Annotated in this window: 9 protein-coding genes and 3 pseudogenes; 8 read left to right on the forward strand and 4 right to left on the reverse strand. The window is 57.9% G+C overall.

Annotation, left to right across the window (positions count from 1 at the left end):
• The first annotated feature begins 923 nt into the window (after nucleotides 1-923).
• Together putA and C8024_RS01145 are read left to right on the forward strand one after the other, a co-directional pair.
• Nucleotides 924-4,403, forward strand: a complete 3,480-nt coding sequence (putA, locus tag C8024_RS01140; protein ID WP_173202654.1) for a bifunctional proline dehydrogenase/L-glutamate gamma-semialdehyde dehydrogenase PutA — start codon at nucleotides 924-926, stop codon at nucleotides 4,401-4,403.
• Nucleotides 4,404-4,611: 208 nt separating this feature from the next.
• Entirely contained in the window at nucleotides 4,612-5,160 is a 549-nt protein-coding gene (locus tag C8024_RS01145) for a LuxR C-terminal-related transcriptional regulator (protein WP_367947084.1), read from the forward strand.
• Nucleotides 5,161-5,335: 175 nt separating this feature from the next.
• Here the strand turns inward: C8024_RS01145 and purN are convergent, their stop codons facing one another.
• Together purN and purM are read right to left on the reverse strand one after the other, a co-directional pair.
• Complete coding sequence (gene purN, locus C8024_RS01150) at nucleotides 5,336-6,301, reverse strand: phosphoribosylglycinamide formyltransferase (RefSeq protein ID WP_173202655.1); 966 nt, start codon at nucleotides 6,299-6,301, stop codon at nucleotides 5,336-5,338.
• A pseudogene (gene purM, locus C8024_RS01155) lies at nucleotides 6,294-7,399 on the reverse strand (phosphoribosylformylglycinamidine cyclo-ligase). Before purM ends, purN begins: the two are co-directional and overlap by 8 nt.
• A gap of 62 nt (nucleotides 7,400-7,461) precedes the next feature.
• Between purM and C8024_RS01160 the strand changes: the two are divergent.
• From C8024_RS01160 to C8024_RS01175, 4 genes and pseudogenes are all read left to right on the forward strand, one after another.
• On the forward strand, nucleotides 7,462-8,748 hold the full coding sequence (locus C8024_RS01160) for a heavy-metal-associated domain-containing protein (RefSeq protein ID WP_173202656.1): 1,287 nt from the start codon (nucleotides 7,462-7,464) through the stop codon (nucleotides 8,746-8,748).
• A gap of 12 nt (nucleotides 8,749-8,760) precedes the next feature.
• Complete coding sequence (locus tag C8024_RS01165) at nucleotides 8,761-9,288, forward strand: DnaA/Hda family protein (RefSeq protein ID WP_173202657.1); 528 nt, start codon at nucleotides 8,761-8,763, stop codon at nucleotides 9,286-9,288.
• A 127-nt stretch (nucleotides 9,289-9,415) separates the two neighbouring features.
• Nucleotides 9,416-11,568: pseudogene (locus C8024_RS01170) on the forward strand (RNA degradosome polyphosphate kinase).
• 85 nt (nucleotides 11,569-11,653) lie between these two features.
• Nucleotides 11,654-13,084: a Ppx/GppA family phosphatase gene (locus C8024_RS01175; protein WP_367947092.1), complete on the forward strand. Its 1,431-nt coding sequence runs from the start codon at nucleotides 11,654-11,656 to the stop codon at nucleotides 13,082-13,084.
• Here C8024_RS01175 and rnd read toward each other — a convergent pair.
• Nucleotides 13,085-14,274 (reverse strand): annotated as a pseudogene (gene rnd, locus C8024_RS01180) (ribonuclease D).
• Nucleotides 14,275-14,345: 71 nt separating this feature from the next.
• On the opposite strand from rnd, the gene C8024_RS01185 reads away from it, so the two are divergent.
• Complete coding sequence (locus C8024_RS01185; protein WP_173202659.1) at nucleotides 14,346-14,678, forward strand: hypothetical protein; 333 nt, start codon at nucleotides 14,346-14,348, stop codon at nucleotides 14,676-14,678.
• Nucleotides 14,678-16,192, forward strand: coding sequence for an FAD-binding protein (locus tag C8024_RS01190; protein ID WP_173202660.1), 1,515 nt, complete (start codon nucleotides 14,678-14,680; stop codon nucleotides 16,190-16,192). Before C8024_RS01185 ends, C8024_RS01190 begins: the two co-directional genes overlap by 1 nt.
• 29 nt (nucleotides 16,193-16,221) lie before the next feature.
• Here C8024_RS01190 and C8024_RS01195 read toward each other — a convergent pair whose 3' ends face one another.
• Nucleotides 16,222-17,118, reverse strand: coding sequence for a metallophosphoesterase (locus C8024_RS01195; protein WP_173202661.1), 897 nt, complete (start codon nucleotides 17,116-17,118; stop codon nucleotides 16,222-16,224).
• Between the last annotated feature and the right edge of the window lie 35 nt (nucleotides 17,119-17,153).

Raw genomic sequence — 17,153 nt, forward strand, 5'->3', positions numbered from 1 at the left:
TGAGCCGGTCAGAAACATTCTCCGAACGTTTCCCGTCATGTGACCCGGCGTGGCAACGGCCGGAATCGCGCGAAGCCGCGAAGTCGCAAAGCGATTGCGCGCTGTTTTCCAACCTTCGCGGCTTCGCGCGGGCCCATTGAAAAAATGACAGCGATAACGCGGCGATTTTGACCTCGAACCGAACGATGCAGGTCGCTCAGAATCGGCAGCTTGCGGCCTGGACAAAGCCGGGTAAGGGTGAGTCGGACGGTGAGGGCACAGCGACCGGAGATCGGAACATCCTCAGCCAACTGCATTTAGCCGCCTCCGCTGACGCCGTGGCGCCAAGATTTCCTATCCTTCTCCCTCGTGGGAGAAGGCGCAACATGTTCAGGGCGATCTCGCAAAACCGCTTTCCTACACCCACTGCCATGGCCTATCCTCTTCCGCGGTCCTTGCGACAAGCTTGGGCCGCGCTCTTTGACAATCTGGAGATGACGAAGCCCCCTCCGCACGCCCCTGGAATTGAAGGGGAGCGATTGTCGGCCAAATCGAAAGGTCACACTCGGCGCGCCGTTGCTGGTTCAAAAGTTCCGGAAACCTGAGGTATTCGGGCAAAAGTCACGGAAAATAAACCGGGCTTTTCTGTAAAGTTTCCAGCGCGATGCATATTGATTGGGTTCGCACGAAGCCACGAAGTCGCAAAGGCCCAGAGAGACAGCGAGCAATGCCTCTCTATCTTCGCATCGCGGTAACGCCCCAATTGACCAAATTTGCCGCGGCCAATTGACAAAGGTTGCGTTTGCAACCGGAAGTGAGATATTCGGTGCCACCCGGCCGAACCGATCAACACGATCATATGATCGTTCGCTGTCCGGCCTCACAATGACATTGTTCCCCCGATCGAAAATATGTCGCCACAATTATTAGGAAGCCGTTGCCCCATGAACACCCTGATGGACTACCGGGAAAAAATCCGCACGCATCACCGCAGCGATGAAGATGAGATCCTGGATTATCTGATTTCCAACTATGCGCCGGACGAGCCGACCCGCAAGCGGATTCAGGAGCGGGCGATTCAGGTTGTCCGCGATGTGCGGAGCGCCTCGGGGCCGACGCTGACGGAAAGTTTTCTGGGCGAATATGGGCTGTCGACCGACGAGGGTCTGGCGCTGATGACGCTGGCCGAGGCGCTGTTGCGCGTGCCGGACAACCAGACGATTGATGCGCTGATCGAGGACAAGATCGGCCCGTCCAACTGGCGGGAGCATATCGGCCAGTCGGAAAGTTCGCTTGTCAACGCGTCGACCTATGCGCTGGAGATGACGCGCAGCGTGATCAACAAGCCGGAAAGCCGCGGGCCACTCGACGCCCTGCGCGGCGCGATCAAGCGCCTGGGCGAGCCGGTGATCCGGGTGGCTGTGCGCCAGGCGATGAAGGAACTCGGTAATCAGTTCGTGCTCGGCGAGGATATGAAGCTGGCCCTGAAACGAGCGGAGAAATGGAAAGCCAAGGGTGCGACTTACTCTTATGATATGCTGGGAGAGGCCGCGATCACGCAGGAAGGGGCGGATGAATATTTCGCCGCCTATGCCGACGCGATCGAGGAAATAGCCAAGGTCGCCGTTTCCGATGACTTGCGGGAAAACCCGGGGCTGTCGATCAAATTGTCGGCGCTCTATCCGCGCTACGAGATGAGCCAGCAGGCCAAGGCGGTGCCCGAACTTGCCGAACGCGTGGGTGAACTGGCGCGGGCCGCGCGCGATGCCAATATCGGTCTGAATATCGACGCCGAGGAAGCCTATCGTCTGGGCATATCGCTCGACATGATCGAGATGGTGCTCAGCGATCCGCGCCTGACCGGCTGGGACGGCTTCGGCGTTGTCGTCCAGGCTTTTGGCAAGCGCGCCAGCTTTGTGATCGACTGGCTCTATTCGCTGGCGACGCAGCTGGACCGCAAGATCATGGTTCGCCTGGTCAAGGGCGCCTATTGGGACAGTGAGATCAAACGGGCGCAGATGGACGGTGTCCCCGATTTTCCGGTGTTCACGACCAAGTCGGCGACCGATATCAGCTATATTTGCTGCGCGTCACAGCTGCTGAAAATGACCGACCGGATCTACCCGCAATTTGCCACGCATAATGCGCACAGCGTCGCCGCCATTCTCGAAATGGCAGGGAACCAGCAGAATTTCGAATTCCAGAGGCTTCACGGTATGGGCGAGACCTTGCACGATGCGCTGCTGCGCAATGAAAAAGTGCGGTCGCGGATCTATGCGCCTGTCGGCAAGCATCGCGAACTGCTTGCCTATCTCGTGCGGCGGTTGCTTGAGAATGGCGCGAACTCGTCCTTCGTCAACCAGTTGGCCAACCATGCGGTGGCGGCCGAAATGATCGCCACCGATCCTTTCGCGACGCTGAAAGCCGATCAGCAGGCCAGCCGGTCGAAAATCATCAAGCCGGTCGATCTCTACCAGCCGGAACGGGTCAACTCGCGCGGCTGGGATCTGGCCAATCGCACCGACATGAACGAATATGTCGGAGAGCGGGCGCCCTTTGCCGAGAAGCTGTGGCGTTCCTCGCCGATCACCGTGCGGCCGGTCACCAGCGGAACCACCCGCAAGATATTCAATCCGGCGCGTGTGGACAGTCAGGTCGGCGAAGTGATCGAGGCGGACGAGAGCCAGGCGCTACAGGCCATAGAAGACGCCCGGTCCTGGGATGCTCCGGTGTCCGAGCGGGCCGCGATCCTGCGCCGGGCCGCCGATCTTTACGAACACCATCATGGCGAAATTTTCGCATTGCTGGCGCGTGAAGCGGGCAAGACCCAGTTCGATACGATCGCGGAACTGCGCGAGGCTGTCGACTTCCTGCGCTATTATGCCAAGGAAGCGGAGAAGCATCCGGAGAGCAAGCCCCGTGGCATCATCAGCTGCATCTCGCCCTGGAATTTCCCGCTGGCGATTTTTACCGGTCAGGTGGCCGCGGCTCTCGCTGCGGGCAATGCGGTATTGGCGAAACCAGCCGACCAGACGCCGCTTATTGCAGCGCTTGCCACCAATTTGCTGCACGAAGCCGGCGTTCCGGTTGCTTCTCTGCAGTTGCTGCCGGGCGCTGGTGCGACCGTGGGGGCAACGATCAGCGGCGATGCCCGGATCAATGGTGTCTGTTTTACCGGCTCTACCGCGACGGCCCAGACGATAAACCGGAATATCGCCGAAAATGGTCAGGCGGACTCGCTGCTGATCGCGGAGACCGGCGGCCTGAACTGCATGATCGTCGATTCGACCGCTTTGCCCGAACAATCGGTTCGCGACATCATTACCTCGGCATTCCAGTCGGCCGGGCAGCGTTGCTCGGCCTTGCGGGTTCTCTATCTGCAGGAAGATGTCGCCGATTCTTTTCTGAACATGCTCTTCGGGGCCATGGATGCTACCGAAATGGGCAATCCCTGGTGGTTGTCGACCGACATCGGCCCGGTTATCGATCAGGCGGCGCACGACAAGATCAGTGCCCATATAGCTACCGCAAGGAAAGACGGCCGGTTGCTGAAGCAGCTCGACTGTCCGGATGAAGGCCATTTTGTCGGTCCGGCGGTCATCCGGGTGAAAGGAATTAACGATCTGGCAGAGGAAATTTTTGGTCCCGTCCTGCATGTTGCAACGTTCAAGAATGACGAGCTGGACATGATTGTCAGCGATATCAACAGTCGCGGCTACGGGCTGACCTTCGGCCTGCAGACCCGGATCGAGCGCCGCATCGACAAGCTGACCAGCGCCTTGAAGGTCGGGAATATCTACGTCAATCGCAACCAGGTCGGTGCGGTGGTCGGTTCGCAACCCTTTGGCGGAGAGGGCCTTTCCGGCACTGGCCCCAAGGCTGGCGGGCCACATTATCTACCGCGCTTCCATGCGGGCTCCAGGCCGGTGTCGGCGATCGAACAGGGCAATCAGCTAACCCTTGACAGGGTGCAGGCGGCACTCGACAACTTGCCGGCCGTCGACATGCGACCACGCAGTTCCGAGATTATGCCCGGACCTACCGGGGAATCGAATGAGCTGTTCACCTATGCGCGGGGGACGATATTGTGTCTTGGTCCTACAGCGGAAGATGCTGCAAGGCAGGCCGAGACGGCGCATCAGCAGGGCTGTGTGTCGTTGACCTGCGTTCCTGGCGCTACCGGAGAACAGACGGTCGACGGATTTGTGCCTCGCGAAATGCTGTCTGCCTTGACCGGTATCGATGCCGTTGTCTGCTGGAGCGAAATCGCGGATGTCCGCGCTATCCGCGAGGCATTGGCGAAACGCGACGGGCCGCTGATCCCGATCATCACCGAAGAGAATTTTGGTCAGCAATGTCTGGTTGAACGGCATGTCTGTATCGATACGACCGCTGCGGGAGGAAATGTTTCGCTGCTGACCTGAGGGTGTGGATGCCGTCGGGCCGCTTCACTGCGGGCAAATGCCCATGGCCACGGTTCCGCTCTACGCTTGCCTTTAACCCTATATGTAGAGTAGCTTAATCCGATGGAGCGCGAACAGAATTCCAGCATGAAAACCAGATGGCGATTTCCAAATCGGATTTGCCCACGGCCTCTGTCATGGGCCTGATCGAAAAAGTCCGATTGCCTCCGTGGTCAGCAATCCGCGTTTGCCCGATAATCCGCTTGTCGCCGTCAACGATGCCTTTGTGGAACTGACGGGCTATGACCGGGACTTCATTATCGGCCGGAATTGCCGTTTTCTCTCGGGCGAAGAGACAAAGCCCTGGCTGACGGAGGAAATCCGGCGCGGGGTGCGGCAGCAAAAGTCCGTCCTGGTCGAGATTTTGAATTATAAGAAGGACGGCACGCCGTTCCAGAATGCTGTGCTGGTGGCTCCCTTGTTCGACGAAGAGGGCGAACTGGAATATTTTCTGGGATCGCAGGTGGAAATCGATGCGGATGTTCCTGCGCTGGCGAAAGCGCGCCGGATGCGGGCTGTCGAGATTGTGAAAGAGCTGTCGAAGCGGCAACGGGAAGTGCTGCAATTCATCGCCAAGGGGCTGCTCAACAAACAGATCGCGCATGAACTGGGTCTCAGCGAGCGGACCGTGAAAATGCATCGTTCGATCCTGATGAAACGGCTCGATGTACCCAGCGCGGCGGACATGGTCCGACTGGCTGTCGAGGCGGGAATGTAGTCAGGGAGTCATACGGTCCAAGGGCCGTATCGATTTCACAGCGGTTACCACCTATCTGTAAAAGTGCATCGCGGGTTGGAGTTTCTTTTCCCAATTCGGGCCGCAGACCTTTTTGGATAACAGTTCTCCCTCCTCCTTGTTATCCAAAGATTTTCAGCCCGTGATGCATTATCCCCTAAAATTGGTCGGCGATTGCAATCATCTTGGTAAGTCGTTTCGGCGCCACCTGGCACCAGCTGCTGTACAGCCGGTCCGCAATATGGTCCCAATCGGTACGGCCTGTGTCGAGGCGGATCGCGATCCAGCCTGACTTTCCGTAAAATTTGGGAGAATAATAGAGGTCGGGATCGGCACTGATCAATGCAGCCTGCTCGTCCAGTCCAGTGGTCTTTACGAGAAGGGCTATGCTGGCCTCGCCATGATGGCTCTGCGCGAAATAGGCGAAATATTTGCCCGTTGTTTGGCTGCCCACGCGCCAACCGGGGGCGCCGAAACTGGCCCGTTCGTGGGTCTCCTCGAGCGCCAGCGCACGCGCGCGAACCTGGGCCAATATCCAGTCCGGATCCGCCTCGCGCGTGACATATTTGGCGAGCGTGGCGGGATAGAGCTGATGTTCGGCGATCAAAATGCGGCTGGCCAGACTGTCGGCATCGTCGTCGGGCCAAATGGCGACCTCGGTCTGGGCCAGTACAGGGCCATCATCCAGTTCCGCAGTTACGAGATGGACACTGCATCCCGCGACGCTGTCGCCCGCATCGATAGCGCGCTGATAGGTGTCGAGGCCTTTGTATTTCGGCAGCAGGCTGGGATGGATATTGAGCATATGGTCCGTCCATTTTCTGACAAAACCATCACTCAAGATCCGCATATAGCCAGCCAGCACGACATATTCTGCCCCGGCTTCGACTATGGCCTCGTGCATCATTGCATCATGCGCTTCGCGCTCCAGGCCTTTGTGCGGATGAACGAACGTTGCGATATTTTCCGCTTCGGCCAGTCTCAGGCCGGGCGCTTGGGGATCATTCGATGCCACCAGTACGATCTCGAAGGGGCAGTCGGAGGATTTGGCTGCATAGACCATCGCCGCCATATTCGACCCGCGGCCGGAAATTAGAATCGCGATTTTGGCCTTTTCAGCCATTGTGCGTGGCGGTCCAGTCGTCCGTCGCCGACCATATGCCGCGTGCGCCCGATACTGAGCAGCCTTTGGGCCCGTCACGGACATCACCGATCCTGTGGACCTTCTCGCCGGCGGCTTCCAGATCGGCTGTGATCGACTGCACTTGGTCGGGCGATACCGCCAGCACCATACCGATGCCGCAATTGAATGTCCGCGCCATTTCCTCCGGCTCGATATTGCCCTGTGCCTGCAGGAAGGCCATCAGGCGGGGCTGCTCCCAACTCGAAGCATCGACATGGGCGTGCGTGCCATCCGGCAACACCCGCGGGATATTTTCCAGCAATCCACCGCCGGTGATATGGGCCAGCGCCTTGATCCGGCCGGCCTGCATCAGCGGCAGCAGCGATTTCACATAAATCCGGGTCGGCGCAATCAGGGCTTCGATCAGCAATATATCCGGGTTGAACAGGGCAGGGCGTTCCATTTTCCAGCCCTTGTCGGCGGCTAGTCGGCGGACCAGCGAAAACCCGTTGGAATGAACGCCGGAGGATTCGAGACCGAGAAGCACATCACCCGGCTCGATCGTCATTCCGGTCACGGCCTTTTCGCGTTCCACCGCACCCACACAGAATCCGGCAAGATCATAGTCGCCGTCGGCATACATGCCCGGCATCTCCGCCGTTTCGCCGCCGATCAGGGCACAGCCTGACATCTTGCAGCCATCGGCAATCCCTGCGACAACCCGCTCGGCGATGCCGTTCTCCAGCTTTCCGGTGGCGAAATAGTCGAGGAAAAACAGCGGTTCTGCCCCCTGAACGATCAGATCGTTGACGCACATGGCAACAAGATCGATGCCGACCGTGTCATGGCGGTCATAGTCGATCGCCAGTTTCAGCTTGGTGCCAACGCCGTCGTTGGCCGCGACCAGCAGCGGATCCTGATAGCCCGCCGCCTTAAGATCAAAAATCCACCGAAACCGCCGAGTTCGGCATTGGCCCCAGGGCGCGCCGTGGCTTTGGCCAGGGGCGCGATGGCCTTGATCAGGGCATTGCCCGCTTCGATGGACACACCGGCTTTCGCATAGGTGTAAGAATCCGGCTCATTTTGCTTTTCACTCATAGCTTGAGCGATTAGACAAGTCGCGGCTGGATTTCTACGCCATAATCGTCAAAAGGGCGCAAATGAGTTTTTTGAGTGACTTCCGGACCAAGATTGCCGCCGCCATTGCCGTCGTGACTGTGCTCGCGGGAACCGTTGTCTATGCCCAGCTGGAAGGTACGGAGCGCGGCGTCGCGCCGCTCGCCAGCACCGGTGATTTTGAAGTCATGGGCGTAGAAGTCGATGTCCATGGCGACAATGCATTCGACGCGCGGAAAAAGGGCTGGGAAGAAGCCCAGCGCAAGGCCTGGAAGATGCTTTACAAACGCACGCAGGGCGGGGAGACCTCCGGACTGCCTGACGGTACGCTCAATACCATCGTCTCGGCGATCATTGTCGAGCAGGAGCAGATCGGCCCCAAACGCTATATTGCCACGCTAGGCGTGATGTTTGATCGGGCGCGAACGGGTTCGATCTTGGGCGTTGGCGGCCGGCGGTTGCGTTCTCCGCCGCTGCTGGTTCTACCGATCATGTGGAGCGGTGGTTCTCCGCAGGTGTTCGAGAACCGCACCGAATGGCAAAAGGCTTGGGCGCGTTTCCGCTCCGGGGACAGCGCCATTGATTATGTGCGGCCTTATGGGTCGGACAGCGAATCGCTGGTGCTGACCGCAGGGCAGGCCAATCGTCCGAGTCGGCGCTGGTGGCGCAATATTCTCGATCAGTTCGGCGCAGCCGATGTCATTATACCGATTGTCCGGCTGACCTATGAATATCCCGGCGGTCCGGTGACCGGTCGTTTCACGGCGCGCTATGGTCCCGACAACCGGTTTATCGACAGCTTTGCCCTGAAAGTGGACCGCAGCGAAGATATTCCCAAGATGATGGACCAGGGTATCGCGCGTCTTGATAATATCTATGCCAGCGCCCTGTCGCGGGGCATATTGAAAACCGACAAGTCGTTGATCATTGAGGATCCGTTTAATCTGGACGAGCTCGATCTTGAAGATTTTGATCTGGATGAGGATCTGGCTGGCGAGGTCGGCGGGGGCGAGGATGCTGCATCAGAAGCAGGGAACAGCGCTACTGAGTCCGCCGGAGAAGCACCTATAGCCGCACCTGCTGCCGCAACCAGTATCTCGCTGCAATTTGATACGCCGGATGTTGGCGCTGTCGGGCGCGGCGAAGCGTCGGTACGCGCGATCCCAGGCGTTACCTCCGCTTCCACGTCCAGCCTCGCTCTAGGCGGTGTTTCAGTCATGAGCGTGACCTATAGAGGCGATATTTCTACGCTGGCTCAGGCGCTGCGAGCGCAAGGATGGCAAGTTCAGCAAGGAGCGGGCGCCTTGCGTATCAGTCGCTCCGGACAATAATATAACGGGACCATGAGTCAGATAGCCCTCCCTCTTGAACAGAAACCGTCGCCGGATCAGGGGGGATATCTGGTGACCGCTGCCAATGCCGAAGTGCACAGGCATTTGCAGAACTGGCAGGATTGGGTGCATCATACCTTGATTCTGACCGGTCCCGAAGCCTCTGGCAAAACCACGATGGCCGCAGCGTTCGAAGCGGAGAGCGGCGGGCTCTCCCTCGACGATGCTGCAGATCATAAGGACACAGAGATATTCCATCTCTGGAATCGCGCCAACAGCGAGCAAAAGCCGCTTTTAATTTTGGCGGCCAAGCCGGTGTCGGAGTGGGGGATCACTCTTCCGGATCTGAAATCCCGTCTGGCCGCGTCGCTGCATGTTGAAATTGGTGCTCCCGATCAGGCGATGATCGACGGACTCTTTCAGAAATATTTCGCCATACGCGGGCTGACAATATCTCAGGATGCGTTGCGCTATCTGGAAAAGCGCATGGTTCGGTCCTATGCCATGGTGCTTGAACTGGCGCAAAAATGGACTCGTTAGCAATTGAGTCCCGGAAACCGATAAATCTGGCAATCGCGAAATCAGCGCTCGGTTTTTTGAAGCCGATGATGAAAAGGTGGATATTTAGCCCATGGAAAATCCTGCTGCAAAATCGCCTGATGCGGATGTGCTGCCTGCGGATACTGTCCCCGTTGCCTCGACGGAGGATAGCGGTAAGCGGTATTTCAATCGGGAAATCAGCTGGCTAGGCTTTAACGAGCGGGTTATCGAAGAGGCCGAGAACAGCGCCCATCCGTTGCTAGAGCGGCTGCGCTTTCTGTCGATATCCGGGAATAATCTGGACGAGTTTTTCATGGTTCGCTTCGCCGGATTGGTCGGACAATATCGGCAGAAAATCGAGGAACGTTCAGCCGATGGCCTGACCGCCACGCAGCAGCTGGAAGCGATAGCGGCCCGGACTGATTTGCTGATCGAACATCAGCAACGGGTATGGGCGGCCCTGTCCAGAACGCTGGCTGAGGAAGATATTTTTGTCTCGGCTGTGGCGGACCTGTCCGAGGATTCGAAGAGCTGGCTCAGGCAGCATTTCATTGACCAGATATTCCCAGTACTCACCCCGCAAGCGCTCGATCCGGCCCATCCCTTCCCCTTCATTCCCAACAAGGGGCTGAGCCTTGTTTTCGATCTGGTCAGGGAATCCGACAATCAGGGTATCAGAGAACTGGTGATGATCCCGTCGGGCCTCGCGCGCTTCATCCGCTTGCCCGGAGAATCGGCAATCTATGTTTCGGTCGAGACGGCGATTCAGAAATTTTCCGATATCCTGTTTCCCGGCTACGCCGTGAAAAACAGCGGACTGTTCCGGATCATCCGCGACAGCGATATCGAGGTGGAGGAAGAGGCTGAAGATCTCGTCCGCTATTTCCGCAGCGCTATCAAACGCCGACGCCGCGGTGATGTGATCCGGCTGGAAATGGGGCCGAATCTTGCCGAACCGGTGATCGCGATGTTGCGGGAAAATCTGCTCGATGACGGGGCCACCGAAAGCCGCATCAACGGGCTGGTCGCGTCGGCGATCTCGACATATTGGTCGAAGAAGACCGTCCGGATCTGAAATTCACGCCGTATAGTCCGCGTTTTCCCGAGCGTATACGGGATCATGGCGGCGACTGTTTCGCCGCGATCCGGGACAAGGATATTTTGGTCCATCATCCGTATGAATCGTTCGAGGTGGTGATCGAATTTTTGCGGCAGGCTGCTGCCGATCCCGATGTGGTGGCGATCAAGCAGACCTTGTATCGCGCCGGCAAGCAATCCGCCGTTATCCGTGCGCTGATAGATGCTGCCGAAGCGGGTAAATCGGTGACCGCGATTGTCGAACTCAAGGCCCGTTTTGACGAAGAGCAGAATCTGCTCTGGGCAAGCGCGTTGGAAAGGGCCGGCGTCCAGGTCGTCTACGGATTTATCGAATGGAAGACGCATGCGAAAATATCGATGGTCGTTCGCAAGGAACAGGAAGGCTATCGCACCTATTGCCATTTTGGCACTGGCAATTACCATCCGGTAACCGCCAAAATCTATACCGACCTTAGCTTTTTCACCGCCGACCCGCGAGCCGCGCGCGATGCGGCGCAATTGTTCAATTATATCACCGGCTATGTCGAACCCAAGGCGTTGGAACTCATTTCCATGTCACCCCGCGATATGCGCAACGACCTGATGGGCCTGATCGATCAGGAAATTGCCAATGTCCGGGCCGGCAAGCCGGGCATGGTCTGGGCCAAGATGAATTCGCTGGTTGATCCGGCACTCATTGAAAAACTCTATCAGGCGAGCAACGCCGGTGTCGAAATTGATCTGGTGGTTCGCGGTATTTGCTGCCTCAGGCCCGATGTGCCGGGCATGTCCGACCATATTCGCGTAAAATCGGTCGTTGGCCGGTTTCTCGAACATAGCCGCATATGGGCCTTTGGCAATGGCAGGGAATTGCCGAATGACGGAGCGAAGCTCTATATTTCATCGGCTGACTGGATGCCGCGAAACCTTGACCGGCGTGTGGAATATATGATGCCGATCACCAACAAGACCGTCCACGACCAGATATTGGATCAGGTCATGGTTGCCAATCTGATTGATGACGAACAGAGTTGGGAGCTGAATGCCGATGGTAGCTACACGAGAGTAAAGCCGTCCGACAAGCCGTTCAACCTGCATCGCTATTTCATGACCAACCCGTCTCTTTCCGGTCGCGGCAAGGCGCTAAAGAAAAGCAACGCCGTGCCTCGTCTCAGCCTGCGTCGCCGCAAGAAAAAGGCGTGAACAGCATGCCGGGACAAAAAGGCGCTGATTTCTTCCCTGTCCAGATGAGGAAAAACATGGTTGCCAGCGTACGGCGATAGTCGATATCGGCTCAAACTCCATCCGTCTTGTTGTCTATCAGGGTCCGGCTAGGGTTCCGGCAATATTGTTCAATGAGAAGGTAATGGCCGGGCTCGGCAGGGAACTGTCGACCACCGGTGCGATCGCCAAGGATTCAATGGCGCTCGCGGTGCGCGGACTGAAGCGCTTCCATTGCCTGTGCATGGAAATGGAAGTCGACAGCGTCAAGAGTTTCGCCACCGCTGCGGTGCGGGACGCCAGCAATGGCAAGGATTTGCTAAAAGCGGCGCGCGAGATCGGCTATGACGTTGTGGTTCTGCAGGGTGAAGAAGAGGCGGAATCGGCAGCACTCGGCGTTATTTCCGGCATACCGCATGCCAAGGGTATAGTTGGTGATCTCGGCGGTGGCAGTCTGGAACTGGCGATGATCGAGAAGGGCAAAGTGCTGGAACGCTATTCCTTCCCGCTGGGCGTGCTCAGGGTCGCGGACCTGCGTGCGAAGGGGCAGGATGCGCTCAAGAGGCAAGTCCGCAAGATGCTCAAAAAGACCGGCTGGGAGAAGCAGGCTCAGGGACTTCCTTTCTATCTGGTCGGCGGTTCCTGGCGATCTCTGGCCCGGCTTGACATGTTTGACAGCCATTATCCGCTTCCGGTCATCCACAATTACGAGATGGAACCGCGGCGCGCGCAACGGCTCGTCAGCAGGCTTGCCCGTCTGAACAAGGAAAAGCTCAAGAATGTGCCTGGGCTTTCGAGTTCGCGGATACCGACCCTAAAGGATGCCGCATGGCTTTTGTCGATGCTGGTGCGTTATCTCAACAGCAGCAAAATGGTTGTCTCTGCTTATGGTGTGCGAGAAGGGCTGCTGTACCAGAGCATCAGCAAGCAGGAAGCTGCGCGCGATCCGCTCTTGCTGGCGACCGAAGATGCCGGTGCGGCACAGGCCCGCTTCCCGGCCAACAGCAAATTGCTCGGCAAATGGATCGCCGATATATTCTCCGAGGATCCGGTCGAATGGCACCGAATTCGGCAGGCGGCCTGCAATCTCGGTGATGTTGCGTGGCGCGCAAACCCGAATTTTCGCGCGGAGCGCGGACTGGAAATCGGATTGCACGGCAACTGGGTGGCGATCAGCGGTCCGGAACGCGAGATGCTGGGGCAGGCACTCTATACCAGTTTCGGGGGCGGCAATCATATTTTCCCCGGCGGCGGTAAACTCGCCAGCGATCAGGCGACACAGCGGGCGATCAGCTGGGGCTTGGCGATGCGCCTGGCGCAGCGGTTGAGCGGCGGTACCCGCAACCCGCTGGAACAGACGCAAATCCGCAAGTCCGGGAAACAGCTGGAACTGACGATAGCCGGTGATCTCGTCCATCTCTATGGTGACGCGGTTGCCAAGCGGCATGGCCATCTGGCCAACATGATGGGTTTGGAACCGGTGATGACTGCCGTCTAGCTATTCCGCTTCGGCGTTATCGCCTTCTTGCTGGTGGGTCATTTTGAGTTTTCCGTCCTTGACCGTGAAGCTCACCCGGCCTTCAACCAGATCCAGCGCGTCCCGGCCAAATTCTTCGTAGCGCCAGCCCTCGAGCAGCGGCACGTCTTCGCGCTCGCCGGCAACGATCCGTTCCAGATCATCGGCGCGGGCCAACAATCGCGAGGCGACGTTCATTTCCGCCGACCGGATCTTGAGCAACAGTTTGAGCAGGTCGGTAACCAGCGCGTTGGATTTGCCATTCTTGGGACGCCGGCCGATTTTCAGCGGCAAGTCGTCGCGCGATAGCGGTTCCGCCTGTTCGATCACTTCCATCAGCCGTGCGCCGATATCATTGTTTTTCCAGCCGGACGATAGTCCGCGGACCTGTCCCAGCTTGTTCTGATCCTTGGGAGGATGGGCTGCAATATCCGCCAGCGTTTCATCGCGCATAATCCGGCCGCGTGGCAGGTCCTTGGATTGGGCTTCGGTCTCCCGCCATGCTGCAATCGCTTTCAGCCTTCCAAGCATCTCCAGATTGCGGCCCTGCGATTTGACCCTTAGCCAGGATTTTCCGGATCATTGACATAATTATCGGGATCGGCGAGCTTTTCCATTTCGGCATTGATCCACATGCCCCGGCCAGTCTCGCGCAATTTGTCCAGCATCATCGGGAAGATTTTAGCGAGATGAGTGACGTCGGCCACCGCATATTCCAGTTGACGCGCGTTCAGCGGGCGCCGCGACCAGTCGGTGAAGCGCGCGCCCTTGTCCAGGGTGATGCCCAGCCAACTATCGACGAGATTGGCATAGCCGATCTGTTCGCTCTGGCCTATGGCCATGGCGGCAATCTGGGTGTCAAATATCGGGTGCGGGGTCTTGCCGGTGATATTGTGGATGATTTCGACATCCTGTCCTCCGGCATGAAAAACCTTGAGCACATTCTCGTTATTGACCAGCAATTCCATAAGGGGACCAAGGTCGACACCTTTCGCCAGCGGATCAATCGCCGCGGCTTCCTTGCCATCAGAAATCTGGATTAGGCAGAGAATGGGCCAATAAGTATTCTCGCGCATGAACTCTGTATCAACGGCCACGAAATCCGCGGTCGCAAAGCGAGTGCAGATGTCGGCGATGTCCTGATTGGTCGTCAGCAAATTATGGATGTGCATTTTTATCCTATACAGCGGGCGGCTCATCCCGCAAACAATTCGTGGGTGCAGGAAAAAATTTGGGGGAAATCATGACATTTTGGTCACTGGTTCTGATCGGTGTGTTGGCGTTGCTTTTGCTCGGGCAGATCATGGCGCTTTGGGGGGACGCCTGTCTGGCGGTTGCCGATCCACGACCGGTCGGCGGCAAAACGATCGAAATCACAATATTGGGCTGGGGCTTTGCCTCGCGTCGAGGGCGGTCCCTGCAGGTAGATGACTGCTATCAGCTCGGTATAAACGACATGCGCTTCTTCATGACCGGCAAGGCCGTGCTGGTCTGTCTGCTAACCTTCGGCTTTGTCCGGAAGGTCAGCATCGCCTACCGCTGCTATGCCGGTGACCATGACGTGGGAGAAGCCTGATGGCACGGATCGTCAACCTTGGCCAACAGGTTTGGACCAACTATCACCAGACCGCAGAGTGCAATCTCAAGAGCCGGATCGAACTGGCAAACGGCGACGAGAAAAACGGCCGGGCGCATCTGAGAGGTGTGGCTGAAACGGTTCGCGATTTGCTCAGGGAGGCGAGGCAATATCGGATTCCGGTGCGGCCGATCGGGGCCGGCTGGTCGCCATCGCCGATCAATGTGGTGGAGGATGGCTGGCTGGTCGAGACATTGCGGCTCAATCGGACCTATAAATTGGCGGCAAAAGATTTGCATGAAGATTGCGAAGTTGCCGCGGAAGCGCTGTTGCTGGTGCAGGCCGGTGCGACGGTTGATGAAGTTTACGAAAGTGCCGAAGAAATCGGCCGGTCCCTGCGCACCGGCGGGGCGAGCAACGGCCAGAGCTTTGCCGGTGCCTGCGCGACCGGAACCCACGGTAGTGTCTGGCAGGCGGGCGGCATCCAGGACCATGTTCGGGCGGTACAATTGGTGACGCCGGAACGGATATTGTGGATCGCGCCGGAAAAACCGATATTGTCGGACGCGTTCATCGCGCAGACCGGATCGGAGATCATCCGCGACGACCGGATCTTTGCCGCCGCCCAGCTGCACGTCGGCGCCATGGGCTTTGTCACGGCGATGCTGATCGAGACCGATCCGATCTATATGGTGCAGAATATCCAGAAGGCAGCAAGGATCAGTCGCGACCATATCGACTGGCTCTCGCGCGGCGAATTCCGGAAATTCTCCTGTGAATTCGGATTGAATGAAGATCCTTATTTTCAGCAGGTTATCCTCAATCCTTTCGATCCTTTCGATAAGAAGTGCCTGCTGCGTTTTCTCTACAAGCGGCCCTTCGACGCCAGCATTCCCCCGCCGCCGCCGCGAGACATGGGTGCCGGCTATGACGCGCTGACCCTGCTCGGAAAGGCGATGGCACAAAGCGACCTTTTCAAGGGCGCGATCATGCAATTCGCGATGGAACAGGGCTATCCCAACAACCGCGATGTTGACGATCCGCCGGCCATCGCCACCTGGGGCCACACGACCGAAGAGCATGCGCCGATTGCCAGCCTATTCAACGGTTCTGTAACACTTGATCGGAACAGGCTGAGCGAAGTATTTGATATGATTATAGATAATTTCAGACGAGGCGGTGGCGGTACGGTCGTCACCCTGCGCTTCGTCCGGCAGGCCGCAGGCCTTCTCGCGCCCGCCCACTGGCCGGACAATGTGGTCATCGACTTTGACGGGCCCAATGTAGAATCCAGCCACAAGGGTTACAAGAAGGTGATTGAAGCGCTTGACGAGGCCGGGATTCCCTTCACCCGCCATTGGGGGAAAACCAACAATCTTGACGAGCGGCGGGTGAAGCAGGACTATGGGCAGAATTTTGCCGACTGGAAATGGGCACAGGCGCAAGTGATGCCGGACCCTGCCGACCGTCAGGTTTTTGCGAATGATGAACTGGTCAAACTGGGGCTGATCTAGGCTTTAGCATCCCGTCACCGTTCTGATCTTCAGCGATCGACGGCGGCCAATGGCGCTTTTGCGCTACGGAAATCACCCGTAGCCGGTTCGTGGGTGGATAGTTCTTGCGAATGCCATTGCTCTCCGTCGAGGGAAAACCCGACGTGGCTTGCACGCTGGAATCCTTCGCCATTCCAGACGATCACCTGCAATTCCATCCGGTTGTCTGGTTCGACGTGCAGCCAGTTGAAGCTTTGCGGCTCCTGATTGCGCAGACGGGTCGACGTCGCCGTACCCGCCTGGATCACCAGGGTGGGGCCGGCTTCAGCGACCATTTTGCTGGCGGCTTCGGCATAGGTGCGGTGGAAGTGGCCCGCCAGCGTCAGATGAATGCCGGCGTCGGCTATCGCCTGAAGGGCATCTTCCTGTCGCCCCACGGCTTCGCTAAGCTCGTTGCCCTGGCCTATCGGCAGTTCGAACAGCGGGTGGTGGGTAACCAGAATTCGCGTTTTATGGGGTGCGACGCCTTTGAATCGCTCGCGAATGAGCTGCATCTGGTCGCGGTTGATCCGGCCATCCTTGATCGTGAGGGACCGTGCGGTATTGATTCCCAAGATGGCGGCTTCATCCGTTTCCACCCAGGGACACAGGTCCTGGGCAATATGGCGTTTGTACCGGCCTAGCGGCGAAGCGAAGCGCCGGAAAACATCATATAGGGGAATGTCGTGATTTCCCGGGACGACCACCAATTTGTGCCCGTTTTCCCGCAGCGCCCCGAGATATTCGGCTGCATCCTGAAATTGACCCTCGCGCGCGCGTTGGGTCAGATCACCGCTGATGATGACGAGATCGGGCTGTTTCTCTTTCAGCCAGTCGATCGTTGCTACAACGATGGTGGGGTCATTTGCGCCAAAGTGAATGTCAGATAGATGTGCGATCCGGGCCATGGAGGTCTAACGGTTGAAACATAAAGTGGTTTCAT

The sequence above is a fragment of the Sphingopyxis sp. BSNA05 genome (genome assembly GCF_013265645.1).
Taxonomy (GTDB): domain Bacteria; phylum Pseudomonadota; class Alphaproteobacteria; order Sphingomonadales; family Sphingomonadaceae; genus Parasphingorhabdus.